This window comes from Geomicrobium halophilum (genome assembly GCF_014207655.1).
GTDB classification, from domain to species: domain Bacteria; phylum Bacillota; class Bacilli; order Bacillales; family Marinococcaceae; genus Geomicrobium; species Geomicrobium halophilum.
Window position 1 is genome coordinate 1,105,098 of sequence record NZ_JACHHJ010000001.1, and the last position, 25,975, is coordinate 1,131,072.

General features: G+C 42.1%; 23 protein-coding genes. 12 read left to right on the forward strand and 11 right to left on the reverse strand.

Annotated elements, in window-relative coordinates; genetic code table 11:
• Positions 1-37: 37 nt before the first annotated feature.
• The 5 genes from parE (at position 38) to HNR44_RS05475 (ending at position 6,493) form a co-directional block, all read left to right on the forward strand.
• Positions 38-2,017 (forward strand): DNA topoisomerase IV subunit B, encoded by a 1,980-nt coding sequence (parE, locus tag HNR44_RS05455; RefSeq protein ID WP_184403575.1) that lies wholly within the window; start codon positions 38-40, stop codon positions 2,015-2,017.
• Positions 2,004-4,439: a DNA topoisomerase IV subunit A gene (gene parC / locus HNR44_RS05460; RefSeq protein WP_184403066.1), complete on the forward strand. Its 2,436-nt coding sequence runs from the start codon at positions 2,004-2,006 to the stop codon at positions 4,437-4,439. The genes parE and parC overlap by 14 nt, the downstream gene beginning before the upstream one ends.
• 31 nt (positions 4,440-4,470) lie before the next feature.
• Positions 4,471-4,986 (forward strand): metal-dependent hydrolase, encoded by a 516-nt coding sequence (locus HNR44_RS05465; RefSeq protein WP_184403067.1) that lies wholly within the window; start codon positions 4,471-4,473, stop codon positions 4,984-4,986.
• A gap of 120 nt (positions 4,987-5,106) precedes the next feature.
• Complete coding sequence (locus HNR44_RS05470) at positions 5,107-5,688, forward strand: protein-L-isoaspartate(D-aspartate) O-methyltransferase (RefSeq protein WP_184403068.1); 582 nt, start codon at positions 5,107-5,109, stop codon at positions 5,686-5,688.
• Between the two features lie 61 nt (positions 5,689-5,749).
• Positions 5,750-6,493 (forward strand): DUF429 domain-containing protein, encoded by a 744-nt coding sequence (locus HNR44_RS05475; RefSeq protein WP_184403069.1) that lies wholly within the window; start codon positions 5,750-5,752, stop codon positions 6,491-6,493.
• 133 nt (positions 6,494-6,626) lie between these two features.
• Here HNR44_RS05475 and ahpF read toward each other — a convergent pair whose 3' ends face one another.
• The 8 genes from ahpF to HNR44_RS05510 all read right to left on the reverse strand — a co-directional run bounded on the left by ahpF (position 6,627) and on the right by HNR44_RS05510 (position 14,925).
• Positions 6,627-8,168, reverse strand: a complete 1,542-nt coding sequence (gene ahpF, locus HNR44_RS05480) for an alkyl hydroperoxide reductase subunit F (protein ID WP_184403070.1) — start codon at positions 8,166-8,168, stop codon at positions 6,627-6,629.
• A 12-nt stretch (positions 8,169-8,180) separates the two neighbouring features.
• Positions 8,181-8,744, reverse strand: coding sequence for an alkyl hydroperoxide reductase subunit C (gene ahpC / locus HNR44_RS05485; protein WP_184403071.1), 564 nt, complete (start codon positions 8,742-8,744; stop codon positions 8,181-8,183).
• A gap of 1,365 nt (positions 8,745-10,109) precedes the next feature.
• Positions 10,110-10,232 carry a hypothetical protein gene (locus HNR44_RS17805; RefSeq protein WP_281381357.1) on the reverse strand — a complete coding sequence of 41 codons (123 nt, stop codon included), beginning with the start codon at positions 10,230-10,232 and terminating at the stop codon, positions 10,110-10,112.
• Positions 10,233-10,260: 28 nt separating this feature from the next.
• Positions 10,261-10,938, reverse strand: a complete 678-nt coding sequence (locus HNR44_RS05490; RefSeq protein WP_221434205.1) for a cation efflux transmembrane domain-containing protein — start codon at positions 10,936-10,938, stop codon at positions 10,261-10,263.
• A 241-nt stretch (positions 10,939-11,179) separates the two neighbouring features.
• Positions 11,180-11,971 (reverse strand): SDR family oxidoreductase, encoded by a 792-nt coding sequence (locus tag HNR44_RS05495; protein ID WP_184403073.1) that lies wholly within the window; start codon positions 11,969-11,971, stop codon positions 11,180-11,182.
• A gap of 11 nt (positions 11,972-11,982) precedes the next feature.
• The gene (locus tag HNR44_RS05500; RefSeq protein WP_246406989.1) at positions 11,983-12,858 is read right to left on the reverse strand and encodes a fumarylacetoacetate hydrolase family protein; all 876 of its coding nucleotides are present in this window, start codon (positions 12,856-12,858) and stop codon (positions 11,983-11,985) included.
• Positions 12,859-12,951: 93 nt separating this feature from the next.
• Positions 12,952-13,737 carry a carbon-nitrogen family hydrolase gene (locus HNR44_RS05505; protein WP_184403074.1) on the reverse strand — a complete coding sequence of 262 codons (786 nt, stop codon included), beginning with the start codon at positions 13,735-13,737 and terminating at the stop codon, positions 12,952-12,954.
• A 12-nt stretch (positions 13,738-13,749) separates the two neighbouring features.
• Complete coding sequence (locus tag HNR44_RS05510) at positions 13,750-14,925, reverse strand: pyridoxal phosphate-dependent aminotransferase (RefSeq protein WP_184403075.1); 1,176 nt, start codon at positions 14,923-14,925, stop codon at positions 13,750-13,752.
• A 165-nt stretch (positions 14,926-15,090) separates the two neighbouring features.
• Between HNR44_RS05510 and HNR44_RS05515 the strand changes: the two genes are divergently transcribed.
• The 3 genes from HNR44_RS05515 (at position 15,091) to pepF (HNR44_RS05525) (ending at position 19,794) form a co-directional block, all read left to right on the forward strand.
• Positions 15,091-16,017: a ketopantoate reductase family protein gene (locus HNR44_RS05515; protein WP_184403076.1), complete on the forward strand. Its 927-nt coding sequence runs from the start codon at positions 15,091-15,093 to the stop codon at positions 16,015-16,017.
• A gap of 6 nt (positions 16,018-16,023) precedes the next feature.
• Entirely contained in the window at positions 16,024-17,829 is a 1,806-nt protein-coding gene (gene pepF / locus HNR44_RS05520; RefSeq protein ID WP_184403077.1) for an oligoendopeptidase F, read from the forward strand.
• A gap of 174 nt (positions 17,830-18,003) precedes the next feature.
• Complete coding sequence (pepF, locus tag HNR44_RS05525) at positions 18,004-19,794, forward strand: oligoendopeptidase F (protein WP_184403078.1); 1,791 nt, start codon at positions 18,004-18,006, stop codon at positions 19,792-19,794.
• 44 nt (positions 19,795-19,838) lie between these two features.
• Here pepF (HNR44_RS05525) and HNR44_RS05530 read toward each other — a convergent pair whose 3' ends face one another.
• Positions 19,839-20,174, reverse strand: coding sequence for an iron-sulfur cluster assembly protein (locus HNR44_RS05530; RefSeq protein ID WP_184403079.1), 336 nt, complete (start codon positions 20,172-20,174; stop codon positions 19,839-19,841).
• Positions 20,175-20,284: 110 nt separating this feature from the next.
• Between HNR44_RS05530 and HNR44_RS05535 the strand changes: the two genes are divergently transcribed.
• Positions 20,285-20,920: a DNA-3-methyladenine glycosylase gene (locus HNR44_RS05535; RefSeq protein ID WP_184403080.1), complete on the forward strand. Its 636-nt coding sequence runs from the start codon at positions 20,285-20,287 to the stop codon at positions 20,918-20,920.
• Here HNR44_RS05535 and HNR44_RS05540 read toward each other — a convergent pair.
• A complete protein-coding gene (locus tag HNR44_RS05540) occupies positions 20,901-22,061 on the reverse strand; it encodes an aminotransferase A (protein ID WP_184403577.1) in 1,161 nt (386 codons plus the stop codon). The genes HNR44_RS05535 and HNR44_RS05540 overlap by 20 nt on opposite strands.
• 144 nt (positions 22,062-22,205) lie before the next feature.
• Between HNR44_RS05540 and HNR44_RS05545 the strand changes: the two genes are divergently transcribed.
• From HNR44_RS05545 to HNR44_RS05555, 3 genes are all read left to right on the forward strand, one after another.
• On the forward strand, positions 22,206-22,394 hold the full coding sequence (locus HNR44_RS05545) for a hypothetical protein (RefSeq protein WP_184403081.1): 189 nt from the start codon (positions 22,206-22,208) through the stop codon (positions 22,392-22,394).
• Positions 22,395-22,610: 216 nt separating this feature from the next.
• Positions 22,611-24,308: a BCCT family transporter gene (locus HNR44_RS05550; RefSeq protein ID WP_184403082.1), complete on the forward strand. Its 1,698-nt coding sequence runs from the start codon at positions 22,611-22,613 to the stop codon at positions 24,306-24,308.
• 81 nt (positions 24,309-24,389) lie between these two features.
• Positions 24,390-24,641: a hypothetical protein gene (locus tag HNR44_RS05555; RefSeq protein ID WP_184403083.1), complete on the forward strand. Its 252-nt coding sequence runs from the start codon at positions 24,390-24,392 to the stop codon at positions 24,639-24,641.
• Between the two features lie 112 nt (positions 24,642-24,753).
• Here HNR44_RS05555 and ytvI read toward each other — a convergent pair whose 3' ends face one another.
• Positions 24,754-25,809 (reverse strand): sporulation integral membrane protein YtvI, encoded by a 1,056-nt coding sequence (gene ytvI / locus HNR44_RS05560; RefSeq protein ID WP_184403578.1) that lies wholly within the window; start codon positions 25,807-25,809, stop codon positions 24,754-24,756.
• Positions 25,810-25,975 lie beyond the last annotated feature (166 nt).

The following is a 25,975-nucleotide window of genomic DNA, read 5'->3' on the forward strand; positions in this document are numbered from 1 at the left end:
GATGTATGCGAAAGGTGGCATAATTGTGAGTCAAAATATGAATCAACCACTAGAATATAATGACGATGCTATTCAAGTACTGGAAGGGCTTGAAGCGGTTCGTAAACGGCCAGGTATGTATATAGGAAGCACCGATAATCGAGGGTTGCACCATCTGGTCAATGAAATTGTCGATAATGCCGTCGATGAAGCGATGGCGGGCTTCGGTGAAAATATATATGTAACATTGCACAACGATGGAAGTGTATCCATACAGGATGAAGGGCGGGGGATGCCTGTAGGAACACATCGAACAGGACGCCCAACCCCTGAAGTCATTATGACGGTTTTACATGCAGGTGGAAAATTTGGTCAAGGTGGGTATAGTACAAGCGGAGGTTTGCACGGCGTTGGTGCATCCGTTGTGAACGCGTTATCTTCATGGCTTCAATTAACCATTGATCGTGAGGGCCACCGCTACGAGCAACGATTTGAAAACGGTGGCGTCCCGGTAACAACACTTGAGAAAAAGGGGAGGACAAAGAAAACCGGGACCCGTATACGTTTTCAGCCAGACGTTCAAGTTTTGCAAGCTGTTTCCTTTCATTACGAAACGTTAGCCGAGCGCTTGCGTGAAGCAGCTTTTCTTCTAGGTGGAACGGCGATCACACTTACAGATGAGCGTAAAGGTAAAGAGCAAAGTGAAACGTTTTGTTATGAGGACGGCCTAGAAGCTTTTGTCTCTTATTTAAATGAAGATAAAGAAACGTTACATGATGTCATTTCTATAGATGGCAGTCAGCAAGATATAAGAGTAAGTTATGCATTCCAGTTTAATGATGGTTACACGGAGAACATTTTATCCTTTGTGAATCACGTACGCACGATGGATGGGGGGACGCACGAATCTGGTATGAAAACCGCCCTTACACGTGCATTAAACGAGCATGCCCGGAAGTTACAAATGTTAAAGGCCAAAGATAAAAACCTGGACGGCAATGATATTCGGGAAGGCTTGACGGCGGTATTATCCGTCCATATCCCGGAATCACTGCTGCAATTTGAGGGACAAACAAAGAGTAAATTGGGGACGGCGGAAGCCCGTTCGGCAGTGGACTCGATTCTATCCGAGAAACTCGTCTACTTTTTCGAAGAAAACCCAAAGGTTAGTACGATGTTGATTCAAAAAGCGATTAAGGCTCAACAAGTACGGGAGGCCGCGCGGAAAGCCCGTGAAGAAGCAAGAAGCGGGAAGAAGAATGGCAAGAAAGATGCACTGCTGAGCGGCAAATTAACCCCTGCCCAGTCTCGAAACCCACGAAGAAATGAATTGTATCTCGTCGAAGGGGATTCCGCAGGAGGTTCTGCAAAACAAGGTCGTGATCGCAAATTTCAAGCGATACTTCCTTTACGCGGAAAAGTCATCAATACAGAGAAAGCAAAGCTAGATGATATTATGAAAAACGAAGAAATCCGTACGATTATTTATGCACTTGGGGCTGGAGCAGGTACGGATTTTTCCCTTGATGAGTGCAATTACGATAAGGTCGTGATTATGACAGATGCAGATACTGATGGAGCCCATATCCAAGTTTTATTACTAACCTTCTTTTATCGCTATATGCGTCCGCTTGTAGAAGCAGGCCGAGTGTTTATCGCCTTGCCGCCTCTATATAAAGTAGAAAAAGGCAGTGGAGCAAAGCGTAAATTGCAATATGCCTGGGATGAAGCGGAATTATCGACTGCGATAAAAAACGTCGGAAAAGGCTATACAGTACAACGATATAAAGGTCTTGGAGAGATGGACGCCACCCAGTTGTGGGAAACGACTATGAATCCGGAAAGTCGAACACTCATCCGTGTTAATATTGAAGACCTTGCGCGTGCCGATAAACGTGTCTCCACGTTAATGGGCGACAAAGTTGAACCACGTCGAAAGTGGATCGAATCCCACGTCTCTTTCGGGCTCGACGAGGAAACGAATATAATGGATAATGACTTGATAGCAGAGGAGGAAGACATACGTGCCAGAAGCTGAAAAGTATCTTGATTTACCGCTTGAAGAGGTGATTGGAGACCGTTTTGGGCGCTACAGTAAATACATTATTCAAGAGCGGGCACTCCCTGACGCAAGAGATGGTCTTAAACCTGTTCAACGACGGATCCTTTACGCCATGCTGAAAGACAATAACACTGCTGATAAACCATTCCGAAAATCAGCAAAGACTGTCGGTAATGTGATTGGGAATTATCATCCGCACGGGGATTCGTCCGTCTACGAAGCCCTCGTAAGGATGAGTCAAGCATGGAAAATTCGACATGGTCTTGTGGAAATGCACGGAAATAACGGTTCAATCGATGGCGATCCACCAGCGGCGATGAGGTATACAGAAGCGCGCATTTCCGCCTTAGCCCAGGAAATGCTTCAGGATATTGGGAAGGGCACTGTAGAGTTTATTCCCAATTTCGATGATACAGCAGAAGAACCTGTCGTTTTACCTGCTCATTTTCCAAGCTTGCTTGTAAATGGCTCGACAGGGATTTCTTCAGGATACGCGACTGATATCCCGCCCCACAATTTAGGAGAAGTCATCGATGCCGCGATTCAACTTCTCGACCATCCAGATAGTCCTTTAGAAACGCTTCTCTCCTTCATTAAAGGTCCGGACTTCCCGGGGGGCGGTACGATTCAGGGCGTAAAGAACTTGAAACAAGCTTATGAGACAGGAAAAGGAAAGATCGTTTTACGTGGGACAGCTAACATTGAAACGCTGCGCGGCGGGAGAGAGCAAATTGTCATTTCCGAAATTCCCTACGAAGTTGTAAAAGCGAACCTCGTTAAGCGTATAGATGAAATCCGTTTTGATAAAAAAATCGACGGCATTGCTGAAGTTCGGGATGATACGGATCGTTCCGGTTTACAGGTCGTTGTAGAGTTAAAAAAAGAAGCCGATGCGCAAAGTATCCTTAACTATCTTTATAAAAACACCGATTTGCAAGTTACCTATAATTTCAATATGGTTGCGATTGCTGAAAAAGCCCCACAACTGCTTGGTTTAAAGTCATTGTTGTCTGCTTATATTGACCATCAAAAGGAAGTGGTCATTAACCGCAGTCGATATGAACTAGATCAAGCAACAAAGCGGCAGCACATTGTTGAAGGATTAATGAAAGCAATCAGCGTTCTTGATGAATTAATCTCCCTTATTCGACAATCTAATGACAAGGGTGATGCGAAACAGAACATCACCCAAGCATTTGGCTTTACTGAAGCACAAGCTGAAGCAATCGTAAATTTACAACTTTACAGATTAACGAATACAGATATCGAGACACTTGAAAATGAAGCCGAATCATTAGAGCAAACAATTCAACACCTCAACGAAATCTTAAATAGTCCTAAAAAACTTGTACAAACCATCAAAAAAGGCCTGAAATCAATCAAAAAGACATACGCTGATGAAAGACGAACGAGGATAGAGGATGAGATTGAAGAGCTGAAAATTGACTTACAAGTGATGATCCCTTCCGAAGAGGTATTTGTGACAGTTAGCCGGGATGGGTATGTAAAGCGCACGAGCACACGTTCATACAGCGCTTCTAACGATGAACGACCGGGGATGAAAGATACGGATGATCTACAATTTTTTCAAGAAATGAATACGACCGAGACATTACTTGTATTCACGTCACATGGGCATTACGTATATATTCCCGTACATCAACTCCCTGACATCCGATGGAAAGACAATGGGCAACATATCGGCAACCTTGTGTCCCTTGATCAAGATGATCATATTGTACGCGCCATTCCTATCCGTTCATTTAGTGAGGAGCAGTATTTGATTTTCTTTACGAAAAATGGGATAGCCAAACGTTCCTTGTTAAAGGATTATCAAGCTCAACGCTCTTCACGAGCACTGATTGCTGTCAAGTTAAAAGAAAAGGACACCCTGATTGATGTTGTATTGACCGATGGAACTCATGACATCTTCTTCGCAACAAAACAAGGTTATGGGCTTCGTTTTGCAGAAACAGATGTTAATGTCGTTGGACTACGAACTGCTGGTGTCAAAGGAATTGCTTTAAAAGATGGAGATGAAGTGGTTTCTGCTTTTACAGCTTCCCAGGAGGAAGAGGGATATCTCTATTCCGTTTCTCAACGGGGCGCGGTGAAAAAAATGAAATGGGATCAGTTTCCTAAAAGCAGCCGTTCGAAACGTGGTCTAACTATGTTACGGGAACTGAAAAAAAACCCCCACGTCTTAGTAGATATAACGAAGGCGACTACCCAAGACGTGTTAATGCTGCAAACTGAGGATGAAGTGATCCATGCCATTTCAGGCAAGGACATTCGTAATTATGATCGCTACCAAACAGGAAGTTATGTGTTAGACACTGATACCCACGGTGCAGTCAAGCACATGTGGCGATATGTAGATCACGAAACGACAGAATAAATGATATGCATCGATGAAAGGACGAAGCGTTATGAAAGCCGGCACGCATCTCGTCGGCGCACTAGCTGCGGCCAGTGCTTCTGACATGCTCGCCCCTGGCTCTTTAATATCAAACGGTGGCTGGGGGTGGGAAACTGGCGTTTTTTTTGCGGCCTCACTAATCGGAGGGCTGCTTCCTGATATTTGCCACCCACAATCGAAAGCTGGCAGGCGGGTCCCTATTTCTTCACGGATTATCCGGAGAATCTTTGGTCATCGTACTTTTACTCACAGCCTGATTTTTCTTATATTAGTTGCTGTCCTCACCGGACTTATTCCGGGAACGGCGGGAGAAATGTTCCAGTCAGGGGTTTTTATCGGAATGGTGAGCCATTATATATTGGATATGCTTACATCACGAGGAATTAAGCTCTTTTACCCTGTAGATGTAACGATCCGATCCCCTTTTCATACTCGTACAGGTTCATGGCTAGGGGAGGGGAGTGTAAATTTACTTTGTCTCGTTTGGATTAGTTACTATGGTCTTTCCGTAACAGGGTTAAGTTAGTTAAAATAGCATTAGCAAATCTCTGGGTCTCATTCGGGAGACCCTTCCTTATGCATTATGAATTCCCTCAGCGATCTCCGATCATCCTGCTGAAGTTATAGTGATTAGAGGGGGAGGACTATGAGCAACCAGGAAAAAGAAATTAAAAACTATTTTGACTATGTAGACCGAAGCTTCTATATGGATAAAAACAAAGAGATGGCTCGCCAAAACCACGCAATATCGATCGGGCACGGGCAAACCATTTCCCAACCATCACTTGTTTTAAAAATGACGTTAGCATTAGACCTTCAACCTGAATCCAACGTTTTGGAAATCGGTACGGGATCAGGGTTTCAAACGGATATACTGGCGACTTTTTCGGACTCGGTATATACAGTGGAACGAATTAAACCCCTGCAAGAACGAGCGAAAGAGAAATTGGAAGCAAGAAACATCTCTAACGTTCAATTTAAACTAGGAGACGGGAGCGTCGGTTGGAAAGAATACGCTCCATATGATCGGATCATGGTCACCGCCGCTGCCTCAGAAGTTCCCGATGAACTTATCGAACAATTGAGTAACAAAGGCAAAATGTTAATCCCCATAGGGAGTTCGTTTGACCAAGATTTAACGCTTATACACAAAGATGAAGACGGGAAGATCACATCAGAATTTATCGAAAAAGTGGTTTTCGTAAGGCTTCATGGAAAGTATGATTAAAAACATTGAAGATCGAAGCACAAACACATGACAACAAATTGGTGATGAGGGGAGTTTGAAAGTGAACCAAAAAGTGATGGGGATCGGTTGGGATGTCGGAGGATGGATGGGAAGTAATCATGGTGTGGCTATTTGTGAATGGGAACCAAAAACGAATGTCGTTTATTGGAGAGGAGCACCTACTGAAATTTCGATTCCCAAAAAAGGTTGGCTATCCCTGCAACAATTGGTTGACGTAGTCGATCAAACGATTAATATTCAGTCTAACAAAAACATCGTAATAGGAGTGGACGCACCACTAGGCTACCCAAAAGAATTTGTGCGGCTATTACATGGAAAAACAAAGTCAATGCAAAAGCCCGAAAAGGAGATATACAACCCACTTGCTTACCGATATACAGATCAAGTCATTTATAGTCGCTTAGGAAAAAAACCATTATCTGCTGCTTTTGACCGTATTGGAAACAATGCATCTGTCGCCATGTTCCATACACAATTATGGGAAAAAGAACATAATTTCAAAATTGAGCCCTTTGGACATACGGACAATAACCATGATCGTTTCATTATAGAAACATATCCTGCATTGGCAAAAGAAACCCAACAGTCTGCCGTCAATAAAAGCTTAAGAAAGTATTTACCTTCCTATGTAAAAGTAGGAACAGATGCTTATGATGCTTGTATATGTGCCCTTTATGCCGTCGCTTATCGTACAGATGGAGCGCTGTTACCTAAACTGGAACACCCTCCAGAACATGCAAAACAAGTGGCAAAAGAAGAGGGTTGGATCTATTATTTTTCCTGAATCCGAATAGGGGAGGAAATACACAGATCATAACGTTTTAGCTACTCCAGGAATCGTGTGCGATACCTTCAATGTGAAAGAAAAGAAGCCACTATACCAGTGAGTGGTATTATAGTGGCTTCTTTATTGGGGATTAAGCATTTACAGGGTTTCGAATAAGATGATCGAAAGCAGACAAAGATGCGTTCGCGCCTTCTCCCATCGAAATAATAATCTGATTGTATGGAACGTCTGTGCAGTCGCCTGCTGCAAACAATCCTGGCACATTGGTAGCACCATGCTTATCTATCACAACTTCACCCATGTGATTAAGTTCTACTGAATCGTCTAGAAAATCAGTGTTCGGAAGCAGGCCGATTTGAACGAACACACCTTGTAGTGCAATGTCTTTTTCCTCACCAGTATTACGATCAATATAAGTGAGGCCATCAACATTGTCTGTGCCTGTGATTTCTGTTGTTTGAGCGTTTGTAATAACATCAACATTTGGCAAGCTGTGGATTCGATCTTGCAATACATCATCTGCTTTAAGTTCCGAGGAGAACTCGAGGACCGTCACATGCTTGACGATACCTGCAAGGTCGATGGCCGCCTCAATACCGGAGTTACCGCCACCGATCACAGCGACGTCCTTTCCTTCAAAGATTGGGCCATCGCAGTGTGGACAGTAGGCGACACCTTTGTTTTTGAATGCTTCTTCGCCCGGTACACCGATATTTCGCCAGCGTGCACCTGTTGAGACGATCACTGTTTTACTCTGTAACACAGCGCCGTTTTCTAATTCAACTTCGAATAGATCCTTTTTTCTAAGGTCAATGACACGCTGTAAATTCATGACATCAATATCGTAATCTTTCACGTGTTCTTCAAGACCCGCCGCAAATTTAGGGCCTTCGGTCTTTTTGACACTGATGAAGTTCTCAATATTTAATGTGTCAAGAACTTGCCCACCGAAGCGCTCTGCAACAATGCCTGTACGAATTCCTTTGCGTGCTGCATAAATGGCGGAGCTTGCTCCGGATGGACCGCCTCCGACAACGAGAACATCGAATGGATCTTTATTTGACAGTTCAGAGGCATCTAATCCACTGCCCAGATTATTAAGGATTTCTTCCATGGTCATCCGACCACTGCCAAAGGATTCACCGTTTAGATAGACCGTTGGTACTGCCATGACGTTATTGCTTTCTGCCTCTTCTTTATAAGCAGCTCCGTCAATCATCGTGTGCGTAATCTTCGGATTGAGTACACTCATGGTATTAAGTGCTTGTACCACATCCGGGCAATTGTGGCAGGAAAGACTGACGTAGGTTTCAAAGTGGTGTGTCTCATCGATGTTTTTAATCTGATCAATAAGATTCTCATCAATTTTTGGCGGTCGACCACTAACTTGCAGTAATGCAAGGACTAGCGATGTGAATTCATGACCTAAAGGAACACCAGCAAACGTTATGCCAGAATCTTCTCCCACACGGTTGACAGAAAAGCTTGGTGTTCTTGATAGCGCTGCTTTCTCAACGGAAATCTTCGAAGACATAGCAGACAGCTCATCAAGAAGCGACAGCATTTCAGTAGACGTGTCGTCTGAACCTGCATTGACCTTAATAACAATATCGTTTTCTAATAGCTGCATGTATTGGTCTAATTGTGATTTAATATCTGCTTCAAGAACCATTGGTTGCACTCCTTAGATTTTACCTACAAGATCTAGACTCGGCGTAAGTGTTTCAGAGCCTTCCTCCCATTTTGCAGGGCAAACTTCACCTGGGTTGTTGCGTACATATTGCGCAGCTTTGATTTTGTTAACAAGTGTGCTTGCGTCGCGGCCAATGCCGCCTGCATTAATTTCAACCGTTTGAATGACGCCGTCTGGGTCAATGATGAAAGTACCACGATCTGCAAGGCCACTTTCTTCATCTAGTACTTGGAAGTTTCGGGAAATCGTTTGCGAAGGATCACCAATCATCGGATAAGTGATTTTACCGATTTTTTCCGAACTGTCATGCCAGCCTTTGTGTACAAAATGCGTATCAGTTGAAACAGAGTACACTTCAGCACCAAGCGCTTTTAAGTCTTCGTATTGATTTTGCAGATCTTCTAACTCTGTTGGGCATACGAAACTAAAATCTGCCGGATAAAAGCAGATAACATTCCATTGCCCTTTAAAGTTCTCATCTGTAACCTCGATGAATTCACCATTTTTATATGCTTGTGCAGTAAATGGTTGTACCTCTGTACCGATTAATGACATTGTGCATCATCCTCCTAGGTGTTTTAGTCTAAAATGAAGTGTGAACTCTAACAATAACTATTATAACCACATAATCATTATTAAATCAACATTATAAACAGATTTTGTGATCGTTGCTTTTACACCATAGCAGTGACCCATTCATCTGAAACGTGATTGGCACTCACACTCTTTCTAAATAGGGATTGTAGAGCATTAAGGTATAAAATGCAAGAAAGGTGCTCGGTAGCCCTAATGGAGGCGCTACCAGATTATTTTTTCACCATATTTTAAACATTATAATTTTTTTAGAGCGCCTTCATTATCAATTGACCGCACGATTTTCTCAATTGAAGCGATAGAAAATAAAAAATCAAACATACATGTAAAGAAGCGGAACATTTAAAGATGTTGGAATTCAGGTGAGTTGCCGATAAGCACATAATAGCGGAGCCGGACACAGCACTAACTATGAACAAAATGGGAAGAAAAGATTACCTCGAACATTATTGGACTGGTAGCTTTTGTAAGGCTTGTCAAAGGAGGACGAGAGATGAGAGTAAGGGCGAGAATGTAAGAGTCGATTCCATCGATCAAGAAATTTTATCGATAATGAAAATCATTGTTGATAAAAAACAAAAGGTTCAAAAACTCATAACCAAAAATTGATTTGAAATTTGTAAGGACCCTTAGAAATGTATGGTTTGATCGAGTGAGATATTTACTATATACAAATTTATACGGAAGTTGCGTCCTGGGAAATTACAAACCTTCAGAAACAAGTGGAAGGTGAAAAAGGATATGATCAGTCAACAGATCGAATAACTATGCGAAAACGATCGTTGACGATCCCGCCTCCTCCGATTTTTAATTTAAGTTAACATAATATATATTATCGGAAGTTATAATTTCGATGTTATCGCTTTGCTAAACTCCCTCTGCATGTGATTCTTTCTATATGTAAATACATACTCTCCTCCTCCCCCCCTCCAATCAGCTAACACTGATTTTTTCAGCAACTCTATACATATTTGTGTTAACAAAAACATTGCCGTGCCTTATGCACGACAATGCTCGTCTTTATCACCTGTTAATTTCCCAAAAAACAAATCTTTCTTTCGTAACATCGACCACGACGAACTCAATACAACGAAAGCCCTTCCTTCTCTTTCGTCATTGCGGCTCCGATGACCGCGCCATTTGAATTGAGTTTGCGTATCTTCCATTATTGAAGTATTATGAGCGTGCATTTTAGGTGGGAATGGAAGCGGAAAATGAGAGGTGATTTTCGAAGGCATTGGTATACGGGGAGTATAATATACCAATATATAAAGGATACAGAACGGAAAGTAAAAAGTCAAACTTTGTTTGAGGGATTAAAGTTGATCATAAAGCCCATTTTCGATCTTTTGTAAAAGAAACAGAAAGCCATTTCAGATGTGCATCAACATCAAGTTGCCCATTTAATTCTTCCCTGACCCTGTCAAAATCATCTACGCTCTGTGTCATTGTGGCCTCATTTAAAACAAAGTCAATTTCAATAAAAAGGGTTAGTTTTTCCTACCTTCGTTACCCTCGTAAATTCTTCATCAATGTTGTGTTTATCCTTCACTCGTTGTACAACTTTTTCTATATGGTTTTGAATATGAGTGTAGGGAGCCATCCATAACAACTCTCTGGCATTTCTCATTAGCATTCGAGAAGGGATTTTTAAAAAATAAAGTGATGCTAGCATGACCATGACCGGGTCAATATATAGAGATAGGAATGAAAACGTCGTCTGATTCAGCAAGAAGGCAATAATAAATCCTGAGAAAACAGCTACACTCAATATCATGTCCATTAACCATTCAGCAGTTTCGGCTTTCAAAAGTTCAGAATTACCGTGATTGTTCCTAATAATGATATAAATAAATCCGCACAAAACAGTGGTAACTAAACCATAGATGACACTATGACCTATAGCAACATCTCGACCCCCTCTAAACAAATCAATAACTGAAGTCGAAATGGCGAATAGACACATCGTTATAATAGCACTTGACTTGAATGTAATAACCAGGGGTTCAATGACATCCTTTCCAAAATGAAATCGCTCTTTGTCTTCTCTTAGTATGTAGGAATTAGCAGCTAATGACAATAACGTTAAACCAATGCTAATAAACGAATATAGCCCATCAAAAATGATCATTTTTGATGGGCTACAATCCCCCAAATAATCCCCATGACAGCAAAGATCACAGAACCTAGAACGGATATTTTTAATATCTTAGAATTTTGATTTTTGGTTCGCATACTCAGCCCTTACTTTCTTATTAATCTCACGGGAATTGTTATTTAGGATAACCGTCTCCGATACTTTTATTCTAGCAGTAAAGATCTGAAGTACATTAGAGCTCTCGTCAACGCAAATTGACGGCCGCCTCAGTTTCAGCACGCCGCCATATCATATTTAACTACAATGCTTTAACTAGCCCGCCATCGACAAGGAGCGCCTCACCTGTTACATAACTATTCGCTCCTGAAGCTAGAAAGGTAACCGTTTTTGCGAATTCCTCTGGATTTCCATAACGGCCGGCAGGAATGTTATCTTCTGACTCTTTTCGTACCGCAGCTACATCTTTACCCTGTTTATTCGCTTTTAATTCATCTAAGGAAGCGACACGATCGGTTGCAATTCTACCGGGACCGACCGTATTAACGAAAATGTTATCACCCGCATACTCAGAGGAAAGACTTTTCGTTAATCCTAGGACGCCCGCTCTAAAGGTGTTCGAGAGTACCATACCATCAAGTGCTTGTTTTATTGAAGAAGAAGTAATATTTACGATACGACCGTTCTGGTGTTTTTTCATATAAGGTAAAACAGCTTCGGTGGCGCGTACATAACTCAGCAAATTTAACTCATAGGCATGTTGCCAATCGTCAGCATTTACATCCTCAAATCCACCAGCTTTTGGTCCCCCGCTATTATTAATCAAAACGTCGACGGACCCGTACTGATCAACGGTTTTTTGTACAGCGGCCTTGATGTCCTCTGCTTGAGTTAAGTCACAGAGTGCATACTGCACGTCTCCCCCACCCGTTTCTTTACGTATCTCCCCTGCTGTTTTTTCCAATTGCTCCTCATCACGACTTGCAATGATCACATTCGCTCCTTCTCGTGCCAATTCGGTTGCGATGGCTCGTCCCAAACCTTTGCTGCCTGCTAAAACAAGTGCTGCTTTATTTTGTAGTCGTAAGTTCAATTAAATGCCTCCTAATTTTTAAGATCTTTTACTGGATTTTCAAGCGCAGGAAATCCACTGATTTCACAACGAACAGTATCGCCGTCTTTTAAATGAACAGCTCCTGGTGTGCCTGTTGAGATAATATCCCCCGGCTCAAGCGTCATCACTTGCGAATGAAAAGAAATGAGCATTTCCGGTTTGAAAGTCATGTTGGCAACAATATTTTTACGATGGAGTTTTCCGTTAATCAGCGTTGAAACTTCCAGGTCATCTATAGGGCCTGCCTCATCCGGTGTCAGTAATGCCGGGCCAAAACTGAAAAAGGTATCAAAACTTTTGGAACGAGTTAAATAGCGGGGATTTTTTTCTAAAATGTCCTCGGCTGTCATATCAATAACCGTTGTAAAACCAGCTACTACAGACAATGCATCAGCTTCTGATACATCTTTACAACGTTTTCCGATCACGATGCCAAGTTCCGCTTCACCGGTCGTGCGTTCGGATTGAGGTGGAATTTGGATTTCGTCACCCATTCCAATTACCGTTGTTGCTGGCTTCATGAAACTGGCTGGTTCAGTATTGGGGGCGGTTTCATGTAAATCAGCAGCATGGTCTACATAGTTAAGGCCAATTCCCCAAATTTTTGGCGGTTGGCGATATAACGGGGCGAATGTGACCTCACTTTCATTTATCGCTTCTGGCACATGGTTTTTCAATTCTTTAAGACTTTTTTCTTTGAACCATTTGTGCAAATCCTTCATCCGTTCCATTTCGATAAGCAATTGTAATGTAACCGGAAAATCCAATTTATAATGATGATTCAAGGCTTCCATTGGAAAAATATCATGATCAACCCAAATGCCTAACCTCTCATTCATGCCTTTACGGTAATTGATGAGTTTCATCAGCGGATACTCCTTTTCGAGGATGATCAAAAAAGTTTGGGAAAGTTACTCAAAAAGAGAAACGCACTTGCCTCTTTTTGAACACTCATTCTTTTAATAAAGTGACGGTTCTCGGCTTTCAAATGTAGGTACAGCTGTACGAAATTCATTGACTTCCGTTAAATCAATATTAGCTATCAGTGTTTCTTCCTTTTCTGCATCGGCTAGCTCGATTATTTTTCCCCATGGAGAAATCACTGTGGAATGCCCCGAATAATTCGTGCCGTTATGACCGCCGACAGCTCCAGCAGCTACGATAAAGCATTGATTTTCGATTGCACGGGCCCGGAGTAGCGCATCCCATTGCTCACGCCTTGCAGCCGGCCATTCACCCATAACAACGATGACTTTCGCTCCTTGTAAGGCTAATGTACGGGAAATTTCCGGGAAACGTAAATCATAACAAATTAACGAACCCATGGTTGTGCCATGTAGATCATATGTCGTCACTTTCTCTTTCCCCCCTACTAAGTAGCGAGGTTCGTCTAACATCGGAACTAAATGAATTTTATCGTACGTATGAATAAGCTCCCCTTTTTTGGAAATTGTAAGTGCCCGGTTCACAATCCCACCCTTTGTTTTGACGGCGATGGAACCAGCAATGATATCCATCTTATATTCTTTTGCAAGCGGCTTTAAAAAGGTTAACGTTTCGCCAAATTCATCGTCAGCAATTTCCTCGAGATCTGGAAGCGCATAACCCGTCGTCCACATTTCCGGCAATACCGCAACATCTGGACGGTGCTTCACCGCAACTTCACGGAGCCAATGTTGTACCTTTTTACGGTTTTCGTCAGGCACTCCCGCCTGAACTTCCATCTGGTAAATCGCTAGTTTCATGTCTAAGTCTCCTTATTTAAAAACATTTAATTTCGCAACACGATCCAATGCTTCTTCGATACGTTTCTCCTCATTAACAAGCCCCAATCTTATATACCCTTCTCCGTGCTCACCAAACCCTCGACCAGGGGCTACTGCTACATGGGCTTCGTTTAAAAGTTTGCTTGCGAATGTATCGGAATCATATCCTTCGGGGCACGGAAACCATGCGAAAAACGAACCTTGAGGGGTCTTGCCATGCCAACCGATGTCCCCTGCTTTTTCCATAAGCAAATCTCGGCGTCGTTCATACATATTAATCAGATCATCCACGTGTTTTTGCGATTTCGTCAACGCATCGGCTGCTGCTCTCTGTACCGCTCCGAATAAACTGACGTATAAGTGATCTTGAATGGTATTGAGCATTTTAATTACAGATGGATTCCCTACTGCGAATCCAACCCGCCAGCCGGCCATATTATATGTTTTTGATAATGTATAAACTTCAATACCAGTCTCTTTAGCGCCCGGGACTTGTAAAAAACTTTCATGCTGTTTTCCATCAAAACTAAGGGCTCCGTACGCAAAATCATGGACAACACAAATGTCGTTATCACTCGCAAAATCAACGGTTTTCTCAAAAAATGATCGGTGGGCAACGGCTCCCGTCGGATTGTTTGGATAATTTAAAAACAGCAGCTTCGCCTTTGCTTTTACTTCTTTAGAAATCTCCTCGTATTGCGGTAGAAACTGATGTTCCGCCCTAAGCGGCATCATCTCCATCTTTGCATTAGCAAGCGCAACGCCTGACCAATAATCGGGATAGCCGGGATCTGGGACAAGAGCGACATCCCCTTCATCAAGCAAGCATTGACTGACCTCGACGAGCCCTCCTTTCCCTCCAAATAATACGCAAACTTCTTCGTCGGGATCCAGGTCGACGTTAAAATGATCTTTATAATACTTAGTAGCTGCTTCTTTTAGAAAACGAAAGCCCTGAAACGGTGAGTATGTATGATAGAGTGGCTCCTCTGCTGCTGTTTGTAACGATTGAATAATATGTTTTGGGGTTGGCTGATCAGGGCTCCCTTGCGCGAGGTTAATAACATCATACCCTTGGTTTTTAAGCGAAAGGATGCTTTTTTCTAACGTTGAAAAATATTGATCCGGTAACCTTTGAATCGCTTTTGAAGCTGTAAATGTTTTCATTCATGATTTCCCCTTTTTTCCCATCTTCTTTTATCAGTTTATCATGTTCCTTTGCAGACAACTATACTGATTTCATTAGATTTTCGAAACAATTCAACGATTGTATTTTTTATTCTCTCCACTTTCGATATACTGGAGTTTGAGAAGGTAAAAGGAGGAAAAGTCATGGGAGTTAACTTTCTTGTCGTCGGTGCTGGTGCTGTCGGAGGATATTTCGGTGGACGTTTGCTTGAAGCTGGTGAAGATGTCACATTTCTCGTCCGCAAAAAACGCAAAGAACAACTGGAACGTACTGGACTTGTCATAAAAAGCGTCAAGGGGGATGTTACATTTAATGATCCTCCTCTCATTGAAAAAGGAGATAGCGGGAAGTTTGACGTCATTTTATGCAGTACAAAAGCATATCAACTGGAACATGTTCTTCCAGACCTTACGTCTTTCATGCATGAAGATACCGTGATTATACCGCTTTTAAACGGGATTCAACACCTTGACATGCTCACCCGCTCTTTCAAGAAAGAAGCGGTCCTCGGCGGACTCTGTTTTATTGAATCAACACTCACTCAAGAAGGCTATATTCGACATACAAGCAGCGGTCACCGCCTCACTTTTGGTGAGATCAACGGGGAAATGACACCGCGCGTTCAAATGATAGCCAAAACCTTTGAAAGCACCAATGCAGATGTAAGAACGAGCACTCATATTATGGAGGATATGTGGCGGAAGTACTTATTTATTACTACGTTATCAGGGGTTACCACCCTCTTTAATACATCCGTCGGCCCCATTCGAAATAGCACTGAGGGATTGGCATTTACCCGTCGGTTGATCCAGGAAATTTCAAGTGTGATGCAGCATAGCGATACAACGAATTCAGGCCATTTTGAAGAAAAAGCCTGGAAACAATTCATGAAGCTTTCAGATGAAACAAAAGCCTCCATGCAAAAAGATTTAGAGAAAAAATTACCCGTAGAAGCGGATCACTTACAAGGCTACCTTCTTCAACTCGCTGAAAAGCATCAAGTCAATACTCCGTATTTGAAAGCCGTATATACAAACTTAAAGATTTATGAACAAAGCCGGAAAGGATGACGAATTATGTCTGTTGATGATTTAAAACAACGCAGCGAAGTTCACGAAAATGAAACATGGAAAATCGAAGACCTATTTTCTAGTGAAGATGTATGGAAGGACGCTTACGAGGATCTACAAAAACGTATTCCCGAAATAACCATTTATAAAGACCGCCTGCACGAAGGCGGGGACGTTCTCCTTTCCTGCTTGCAAATGGATGAACAGCTAAAGGAAAAGCTGATTCCCATAATCACCTATGCTCAGCTGCAACTGGCGACCGATGGGACCGATCCGTTAAATCAAGCAAGACAAGGACAAGCACGGGCATTAATAGGCGAATATCAGCAAGCTGTGGCTTTTATCACCTCTGAAATTATCGCCCTATCAGAAGAAGCCATCACTTCATACTTTGAACAAGCGCCTGATCTTCATGACTACGAAACACCCATTCAGGAAATATTAAAGAATCGACCTTATGCCCTTTCGAAAGAAACCGAAGAAACACTAGCAGCACTTGGTGAAGTGCACGATGCTCCTTTTACCATTTATCAACAAAGTAAATCTTCCGATTTAACCTTCTCCCCCTTTCGGGACGATTTAGATGTGGAATATCCGCTTTCTTTTGCTCTTTACGAAGATAAATACGAGTTTTCTGAGAAAACAAGCGTTCGGCGAAACGCGTATGAAAAATTCATCGAAGGTTTGAGTCGCTACCAAGATACGTATGCGAGTACATACGCGACTGAAGTGAGAAAACAGGTGATAACTTCCAGGTTGCGTGGATATGAATCGGCGACTGATATGCTGCTTCATAACCAACAAGTGTCCCAGGACGCTTACCACCGGCAAATTGACACCATTTATCATGAATTGGCACCCCATATGCAACGGTTCGCAAAATTGAAGAAGCGGGTACTTGAATTGGATTCGATGACGTTTGCTGATTTAAAGGCACCGCTCGATGCTGATTACAACCCGGAAATCACGTACAATGAATCGGCAGAGACCATCCTTGAAGCCCTGAAAGTAATGGGAAATGAATACGTATCAGTGATGGAGAAGGGATTATATGAACGTTGGGTAGACCGTGCCGATAATATCGGAAAACGGACGGGCGCCTTTTGTTCTAGCCCTTACGGCTCTCACCCTTATATCCTGATTACGTGGACGAATATGATGCGCGGCACATTTGTGTTAGCCCATGAACTTGGACACGCAGGTCATTTTTACCTAGCGAACAAGCACCAGCGGGTTGGCAGTGTACGTCCTTCCCGCTACATGATTGAAGCTCCGTCAACGATGAATGAAATGTTGCTTGCCCAACATTTAATAGCAAAATCAAAAGACAAAAACATGAAACGATGGGTCATACTTTCCCTACTAGGCACATATTATCATAATTTCGTTACTCACCTGCTCGAGGGAGCATTCCAACGTGAAGTGTATAAAACTGCTGAAACTGGAATAACAATAACAGCGCAAAAACTAAATGAATTAAAATATGACGTCCTCGCGGGTTTTTGGGGAGATTCAGTTACACTTGATGATGGCGCCGCTCTTACGTGGATGCGCCAACCTCATTACTATATGGGATTATACCCGTACACCTACTCTGCCGGCCTTACCGCTTCCACTATTGTCTCACAGAAAATTGCCAGGGAAGGCAAACCCGCTGTAGATAAGTGGTTGTCAATGCTTAAAGCTGGCGGTACACTTGAACCTATCGAATTGCTGAAACAAGGCGGCGTTGACATGTCCACTTCCGAACCAATTTCCCAAGCTGTTAATTATGTAGGTACGCTCGTTGATGAGTTAGAAAAAAGTTTCTAAGATAACGGGCAGTTTCCCGAAAATGAGAGTCGGCAGCCACCTGGCTCTCCTCCATAAATAATATGATTAAACACGTGTAAATGGAGAATAGGAATAAGTGTAGACATAAGATGGCTAATTCAGTGAAAAACTACCCCCAAGTATTAAAATTCAGATTAAAGCAGGTGTGTACTGATGGCAACGACTTATGAAACGCGAAAAGACGTTCCAAAAGAAGAAAAATGGGATCTTACTGATCTTTATGAATCCGAAGACGATTGGCAAAAAGACTTAGATGATGCTTTGACAATTGCAAATGAGCTTCAGGAATATGATGGAAATATTAACGATGGTTCTTCTCTCCTCGCCTATTTAAAAAAACAAGAAACATTAAAGTATAAACTGCAACATGTATTTGCTTATGCCATGTTTTTATCCGACATTGATACGCGGGATTCCCATGCCCAACAATTGCAGGCAAAAGCCTCGCAAGCAGCCGTAAAAGTGAATGAAGCGACAGCTTTCTTTATGCCTTACTTATTGAGCCTTGAAGAAGATACTTTGAAGAAATACCTGCAGGAAGAAACGGAACTTGATTATTTTAAAGATCATCTTTGGAAATCCTTTCGCTATAAGCCATATGTACTCTCAAAAGAGAAAGAGGAATTGCTTTCTCAGCTGGGTGAAACGCTTTCCGCTCCTGCGGATACGTATAACATGCTCAATAATGCGGATATCCAATTTGGTAACGTCACAGATGAGGATGGAAGTAAGGTGCAAATGACACGCGGGATGTATGCCAAGAGGATTGAAGATGAAGACCGTGACGTTCGCAAGGAAGCGTACTTTGCTTATTACAAACCTTACGTGGAATTGAATAACACGATTGCCACCAATTTGGCTGCAGAGATTAAAACAAACGTAACGCTTGCTAAAATCCGCGGGCACGATTCCGCACTTCGTGAATCTCTCTTTGACGATAATGTTCCAACAGACGTATATGATAACCTGCTCGCTTCCGCAAAGGCAAACGTTCAACCGTTACATGACTACACAGCTTGGCGAAAAGAGGAATTAGGTGTTACGGAGTTACGTCAGTATGACTTAAATGTCCCGCTGGTCCCTGATATGAAGGTCGATATATCTTATGACGAAGCCTATGATACGATGCTTAAAGCATTAGCCCCCCTTGGGGAGGAATACATCGCCGTCCTTCGTGAATTCAGGGAACAAAGGTATATCGACGTACGGGAGACGCCAGGGAAGAAATCTGGAGCATATAATATGGGAGTTTATGGGGTTCATCCGTTCGTGTTGCTGAATCACCATGACGATCTTAACAGTCAATTTACGCTTGTCCATGAAATGGGTCATGCAATGCACAGTTATTTTTCAAGTAAGCATCAACCCCAGATTACCGCTAATTATCGTATTTTCGTAGCTGAAGTGGCGTCGACTGTCAACGAAGTTTTACTTATCCAATATTTGCTTAAGGAAACGACAGACTCCAAAATGCGTAAGTATCTGCTCAATCACTTTATTGAACAGTTCAAGGGTACGTTTTTTACTCAAGTCATGTTTGCTGATTTTGAAAAACAGGCGCATGAGCGCGCGGAAGCAGAGAAACCGCTGGATGCAAACAGCTTGAATGAACTTTATGAATCGTTATTTCGTACGTATCATGGGCCAACTCTTGTTTTTAATGATGAAGTGAAGTATGGGTGGTCACGTATCCCCCACTTTTACCGTGCCTTTTACGTTTATCAGTATGCAACGGGCTTCGTATCGGCTATTCATATTGCCATGCGCATCCTGGATGGAGACGAGGAAACGCTGAAAAATTATATGAACTTTTTACGTAGCGGCAGTGAAGACTTCCCTCTTGAATTACTAAAAAAGACCGGTGTGGACCTAACAACAGCGGAACCTATTGAGAACGCAATGAAAATGTTTAGCGAAACCGTTGAAGAGTTTAAAAAGGCATAAATAAAAAAACGGTTGAAGGTTCTTGTGCCTTCAACCGTTTTTTATTAATCAGCAACCCCAAGGGCAATTTTTGCATAGCGGGACATTTTATCTTTTGTCCAAGGTGGATCCCATACAATGTTGGCTTCGACCTCACCGATTTCATTTACTTCTTGCAAACCTGATAATGCATTTTTTATTTCTGACTGAATCATACCAGCAAGTGGGCACCCCATGGAAGTGAGGGTCATGGTAATGGTAGCATTCTTGTCAGCATCCAGATCAACCTCATATACTAGACCCAGGTTAACAATATCTACACCAAGCTCAGGGTCAATCACGTTTTCAAGTTCTGCCCATACGCGATCTTTTGTTTCCTGGAAATCTTGTTCTTCTGCCACTAAAATCACCTCTTTTAATTGGTCTATAATGTCATTGCTGTAATATTATTTTACTTGAATTTACGTTCTCACACAATCATGATACTTCAATCATGATAAGGAGGAAAACCATGTACGAAAAAATACCCCGAACCTTTTTTCAACAACCTACGCTAAAAGTCGCTGCATCACTTGTCGGTAAACTTCTCGTCATCCAAGGTGATATGGAAAAGATTGTCGGGAAAATCGTTGAAGTTGAAGCTTATAAGGGGCCCGATGATCGAGCAGCGCATACATATGGTGGCCGTCGTACGACAAGAAATGAAGCGATGTTCGGTGAAGCGGGCCATGCTTACGTCTATATTATTTACGGGATCCACCATTGTATTAACTGCGTTACTGTTGGCCCCGATTATCCCGAAGGAGTTCTTCTACGCGCGGTCGAACCGTTAGAAGGCTTGGAAACGATGGCGCAAAATCGTTTCCAACAACCTTACGAATCGTTAACCAACCAGCAACGCCTACAATTAACGAATGGGCCTGGTAAACTCAGCCAAGCTTTTGGCATTACGAAACATGCATACAACGGACATGATTTACAAAGTGATACGCTCTTTATTGCCGATAGTGATCGCCATACACACCCGGTGTTAACTTCACCACGCATCGGTATTGACTCGAGCGGAGAGGCAAAACATTACCCATGGCGCTTTTACGAAAAAAATCAGATATACGTTTCCAAAGCTCCTAAACCGAATGACGAGTAACGAACCTTTCCAGGCGATTACAGGCTTCCACTAAATTGTCCATGCTATAAGCATAGGACAACCGCACGTATCCTTCTCCATATTGCGAAAAAGCTGTTCCAGGCACAACTGCTAATTTATCCTCGAATAAAAGTTTTTCCGCGAATGAGTAAGAATCAAGTCCTGTTTTTGCAATCGATGGAAACAAATAAAAAGCACCTTCAGGCTTTTCTACTGGAAGTTCCATCTCAAGCAATCGCTCAAGCATATAATTACGTCGGTTTTCATATTCTGCGCGCATGGCGGCTGCATCATCTTTCCCAACAGTTAAAGCTGATAGTGCGGCGTGTTGAGAGATGGAACTAGCACAAGAAATATTATAACTGTGGACTTTGAGCATATGTGTAACCAATTCAGCAGGGGCAAATGTAAATCCGATACGCCAACCGGTCATACTATGAGATTTCGATAATCCATTGATGACAACGGTTCGCTCCTTCATCCCGGGAAACATCGCGATCGATTGATGCTTGTGATCATAGACAAGCTCACTATAAATTTCATCACTAACGATAAACATATCTTCACCTTGAACGACGGAGGCGATTTCGGCCAGTTCCGTTTTAGACAGCACCACTCCAGTTGGGTTTGATGGATATGGAAGGATCAATGCGCGTGTCCGCGGGGTTATTGCCTCTTTCACAGCCTTTTTTGTGAGCTTAAAGTTCGTCTTGCTCGTATCAATATAAATGGGCTTTGCTCCATTCAAACGAATAAGCGGTTCATATGCTGGATAAGCGGGTACAGGTAATAGTACTTCATCCCCGTGCGAAAGTAGTGTTCTCAGTGTAATATCAAGCGCTTGGCTCGCACCGATTGTAGCGATCACTTCACTTTCCGCTTTATAATCCAACCCATATTTTTCCTGCATAAAATTCGTGGCAGCCACCTGAAGTTCCGGAATTCCCCCGTTAGGTGTATAGGTCGTATGATTCTCATCAATCGCTTGCTTAGCAGCTTCTTTCACATGATCAGGTGTACGAAAATCCGGCTGCCCAAGCGTAAGCTGCACAGCTCCATCCACTTGGGCTACTTTATCAAAAAATTTCCGAATGCCTGAGCGTTGTATATGAAAGACATCTTGATTAATGAGCGAATCGATATTTTTCATGATTTCATCACCCTTCTTTCATAATAAAGTTATCATACCTATCCCCGAAAAAAAATGGGACAAATTCTCATCTTTAGCATAGCATCTCACCTTGTTCTTCGTTACAATATTACGTAAAGGAAAGAGGTGATGATTATGGCAAGACCAGATGAACGCGTTCTCATGACCATTGACGGCTATCAATTCAAAAAAGCGCGCAGCCAAAACCAAGTTTTTATTACCTCACCTCAAGGGGTCAATATTACAATGGATATCGATGTCTTAAAATCGTTTATAAACCAGTTGGAAAATGACGCAAACACTGCTAAACAATTCGGGCTATAGCTCTGTCTCGAATTGTTTTTGTTTTCTTTAACTAAAGCAGCTGATTTACAGGAGATTTCAATCTAAAAGAGCTTAGCTTCTCGAACAATTTAATATTTACGTTAATATTGTTAAAAAACAGGGTAATATCCTTTATAAAGGTCAATAATAATCTTTACTCCGAATTATCGGAAGAGAGGAGGAGATTGTAGAGGTTTAAGGAACCTTTACGTCGTTATGGCTAAACATTATACATATCAGACCAAGCGCCCGAATATTGTATTCGGTATATCTGCTATTTTAGTTCTGCTTTTTGTACTTTGGGGGGCCATTAACCCAGAATCACTCGAAGCGGCTGCCAATACAGCCTTGAATTTCACCATTGAAAACTTCGGCTGGTTTTACATGCTGGCGACCGCTTTCTTTGTGGCTTTTTCGGTGTTTCTCGTTTTTAGTCCGTTTGGACGCATCCGTTTAGGAAAAAGCGACGACCGTCCTGAATACCCATTTTACACTTGGATTGGGATGATTTTCGCAGCGGGGATTGGAGTTGGCTTTGTTTTTTGGGGTGTTGCCGAGCCGGTTCTCTATTATTTAGATCCTCCGGAAGGAATCACTCCAGAAACTGCTGAAGCAGCTGAGGCTGGACTTCGCTATGGTTCCTTTCACTGGTCTTTACATGTATGGGCCATCTTTGGTGTCGTAGGCCTAACCCTCGCGTATGTCCAGTTTCGAAAGGATAAACCAGCGCTAATCAGTTCTGCTTTCGCATCGTACTTTGGTAAACAAATGGAAAAATGGCCTGGAAAGACGATTGATACCTTTGCTGTTTTGTCAACAGCAATGGGTGTAGCTACTACATTTGGGTTGAGTGCATTACAAATGTCCGGAGGGCTGTCTTATATCTCGGATATTCCTAATAATTTTGCAACCCAATTCACGATCATTGCAGTCATCACAGGTTTATTCATGATATCTGCGGCGACAGGTGTGAATCGAGGAATCAAGTATTTAAGTAACGTGAACCTAGCAGTGGCTGGGGTTTTACTGCTTTTCGTGATTATTGCTGGTCCAACGCTTTTAATCGCTGAAAACTTCCTGACAACCCTTGGAAGCTATGCATCTAATATTGTTCCCATGAGTTTGGAATTAGCACCTTACTCAGAGAGTGAAAGTGACTGGCTTGGTTCCAATACAATCTTTTTCTGGGCATGGCATATGTCTTGGGCTCCTTTCATCGGATTGTTTATCGCTCGCATTTCCCGCGGCCGCACCGTTCGGGAATATATGATGGGTGTTCTCATTATTCCTTCACTTGTTGGGGTCATATGGTTTACTTCTTTTGGCAGTACAGGACTATTTCAGGAAATGGAACTCGGGACTGGAATTTCAGAACTGGTGACTGCGAATGCAGAAGTAGCACTCTTTGAAATGCTATCAAACATGCCTATGGCCTTAGTTATGAGTGCTCTAGCCTTTATTCTGATCGGTATTTTCTTTATTACATCAGCAGACTCCGCATCTTATGTGCTAGGTGTAATGACCTCACAGGGTGGACTAAAACCAATGTTCTCGGTTAAGCTTATCTGGGGAGTACTCATTGCCGGTACTGCCAGTGTATTACTTTTATCCGAGGGGCTGGAAGGGCTCCAAACGGCGGCGATCGTATCAGCCCTACCTTTCGGGGTTATTATGATCAGTATGGTGATCGTCGTTCTGTTGATGATGATAAAAGATTTGAAAACCCAAAGAAATCTAGAGAGAGAAGAACGCGATGAAGCATTAAAAGAAGATATTCGAGAGGAAATGTACGATGAAATGAAAGATGAAGTGTACGATAAAGTCAAAGAAGACGTACACAAGCAAGTACAAGAAGAAATGAAAGAGGAAGAACGCGGAAATCATGAACAAAATGAGGATAAAGGTCGTTCTTAAATCATCAACGGGGTGCCCACACCCATTCTCGAACACCGTTTATAATAATTGTAGTGATTAGCAATAGCAGGAGGATGAGGGATGAAATATTATGAATTCGATTCCCCATTTTATGCCTTAATAAAAGCTCCCAACGAAAGGAAGGCAAAAGCGATTTATAAAAAATATATCTGGGCAGCCGGATGTTATAATTGTAAAGAACGATCTCGAGATTACGCATTGATGAAATTTGCCATGGCTCACGACAGCAAAACAAATGACGTTATTTTTAAACTAAATCAATTTCTTGAAGAAAACAGCGATGTTCTTTTAATCGATGCCAATACTGGATAATTCCATCGTGCAATGACAACCGCGTGTTGAAACTCATCAACACGCGGTTTATTTGTCTAACACGACACCAACTTATGTTCGTTGTTGCTCCTTTGCACGTTGAGGTAATCATTCAAACCTTAAAATCAAGCTTTATAATTCCTGCTTCCTTGGCGGAAGTAAATGCAATCACAATTAATGGACCAATAACAAAACCTAAAATACCAAATAGCATGAGTCCAATATACATGGATATCAGAGTGGCAAGCGGGGATAATCCAATGTGCGTTCCCATCACTTTAGGCTCTACCGTTCGCCTAATAACTAAACAAATGACCCCTAATATTAATAATTGTGTCCCTGTAGCTAAATCTCCAGCGATAAGTTGAAAAATCCCCCATGGAGCCAATATCGCAATAGACCCAATAATAGGGATAAAGTCGATCACCCATATAATGAGAGACATGATAATCGCTACTTCAGGGGCTATCAACAACAATCCAACAAGTGATACTACGAAGATAATAACGCTGACAAGAAACTGAGCTTTCAAAAAGCCAAAAACAACATAAGATAAACGTGCGGTCATAAAATTAACACGTTCTTCTGTTTTCTCTGTGAAATAAGTGAATACTTTCTCTTTTAAACGTGGCATTTCTAATAGGAACAGAAATAGGGCAATCAAATAGACAAGAAAGGAAACTAAGTAACCAGGGATACTTGAGACGATCGAAGTAACCCGAGAAATTAGATTCAACTCGCTAATGTAAGCGCCAAACTCATTCAATGCTGCTGTAACCTCCCGGTTGATCGCCTGCACGAAATCTGGAGGAAGATTATCATTCTCTCCGATGGTGCTTTGGAAATCTAGCCACGCCCGATTCACTTCACTAATATACAGTGGAATGTTTTCCACTAATTGCGTTCCTTGGGTTACAGCAGTCGTTATTACAAAGTATGTTGTAACACTTATGATCAACAAAAACATGCTGAAAACAACCATGACCGCTAAATGATGCTTCAATTTTGTTCTCTCTACGAGAAATTTAACAGCAGGTAGCAGTAATAGTGCAGTTACAAAGGCTGCTATTAAGGGGATCGATACAGGCAAAACAAAATAGCCAATGACTGTAAGTATAAGTACAATGATAAATAGTTTTATATTTCGTTTTGTAAAAATATTACTCACGTTCACGGGAAACCTCTTTCTAGCAGTATTTATTTCCTTTATATTATTATAGTACGTTTTCCTTCCTAAAAATAGAATCCTTTTGTAATTTCTTGGTGACTTTTTAAATGCTTATAATATATTGGGAAATATTACGGTACGTGAAATTTCAAAGCGTGGGAATCTA

Coding starts and splice junctions, on each gene's coding strand:
- HNR44_RS05535 (WP_184403080.1), top strand. CDS start 20,285: ATGTACGAAAAAATACCCCGAACCTTTTTTCAACAACCTACGCTAAAA.
- HNR44_RS05465 (WP_184403067.1), top strand. CDS start 4,471: ATGAAAGCCGGCACGCATCTCGTCGGCGCACTAGCTGCGGCCAGTGCT.
- pepF (WP_184403078.1), top strand. CDS start 18,004: ATGGCAACGACTTATGAAACGCGAAAAGACGTTCCAAAAGAAGAAAAA.
- ahpC (WP_184403071.1), bottom strand. CDS start 8,744: ATGTCATTAATCGGTACAGAGGTACAACCATTTACTGCACAAGCATAT.
- HNR44_RS05470 (WP_184403068.1), top strand. CDS start 5,107: ATGAGCAACCAGGAAAAAGAAATTAAAAACTATTTTGACTATGTAGAC.
- HNR44_RS17805 (WP_281381357.1), bottom strand. CDS start 10,232: ATGACACAGAGCGTAGATGATTTTGACAGGGTCAGGGAAGAATTAAAT.
- HNR44_RS05545 (WP_184403081.1), top strand. CDS start 22,206: ATGGCAAGACCAGATGAACGCGTTCTCATGACCATTGACGGCTATCAA.
- HNR44_RS05510 (WP_184403075.1), bottom strand. CDS start 14,925: ATGAAAACATTTACAGCTTCAAAAGCGATTCAAAGGTTACCGGATCAA.
- HNR44_RS05550 (WP_184403082.1), top strand. CDS start 22,611: ATGGCTAAACATTATACATATCAGACCAAGCGCCCGAATATTGTATTC.
- HNR44_RS05500 (WP_246406989.1), bottom strand. CDS start 12,858: ATGAAACTCATCAATTACCGTAAAGGCATGAATGAGAGGTTAGGCATT.
- parE (WP_184403575.1), top strand. CDS start 38: ATGAATCAACCACTAGAATATAATGACGATGCTATTCAAGTACTGGAA.
- pepF (WP_184403077.1), top strand. CDS start 16,024: ATGTCTGTTGATGATTTAAAACAACGCAGCGAAGTTCACGAAAATGAA.
- ahpF (WP_184403070.1), bottom strand. CDS start 8,168: ATGGTTCTTGAAGCAGATATTAAATCACAATTAGACCAATACATGCAG.
- HNR44_RS05555 (WP_184403083.1), top strand. CDS start 24,390: ATGAAATATTATGAATTCGATTCCCCATTTTATGCCTTAATAAAAGCT.
- HNR44_RS05505 (WP_184403074.1), bottom strand. CDS start 13,737: ATGAAACTAGCGATTTACCAGATGGAAGTTCAGGCGGGAGTGCCTGAC.
- HNR44_RS05515 (WP_184403076.1), top strand. CDS start 15,091: ATGGGAGTTAACTTTCTTGTCGTCGGTGCTGGTGCTGTCGGAGGATAT.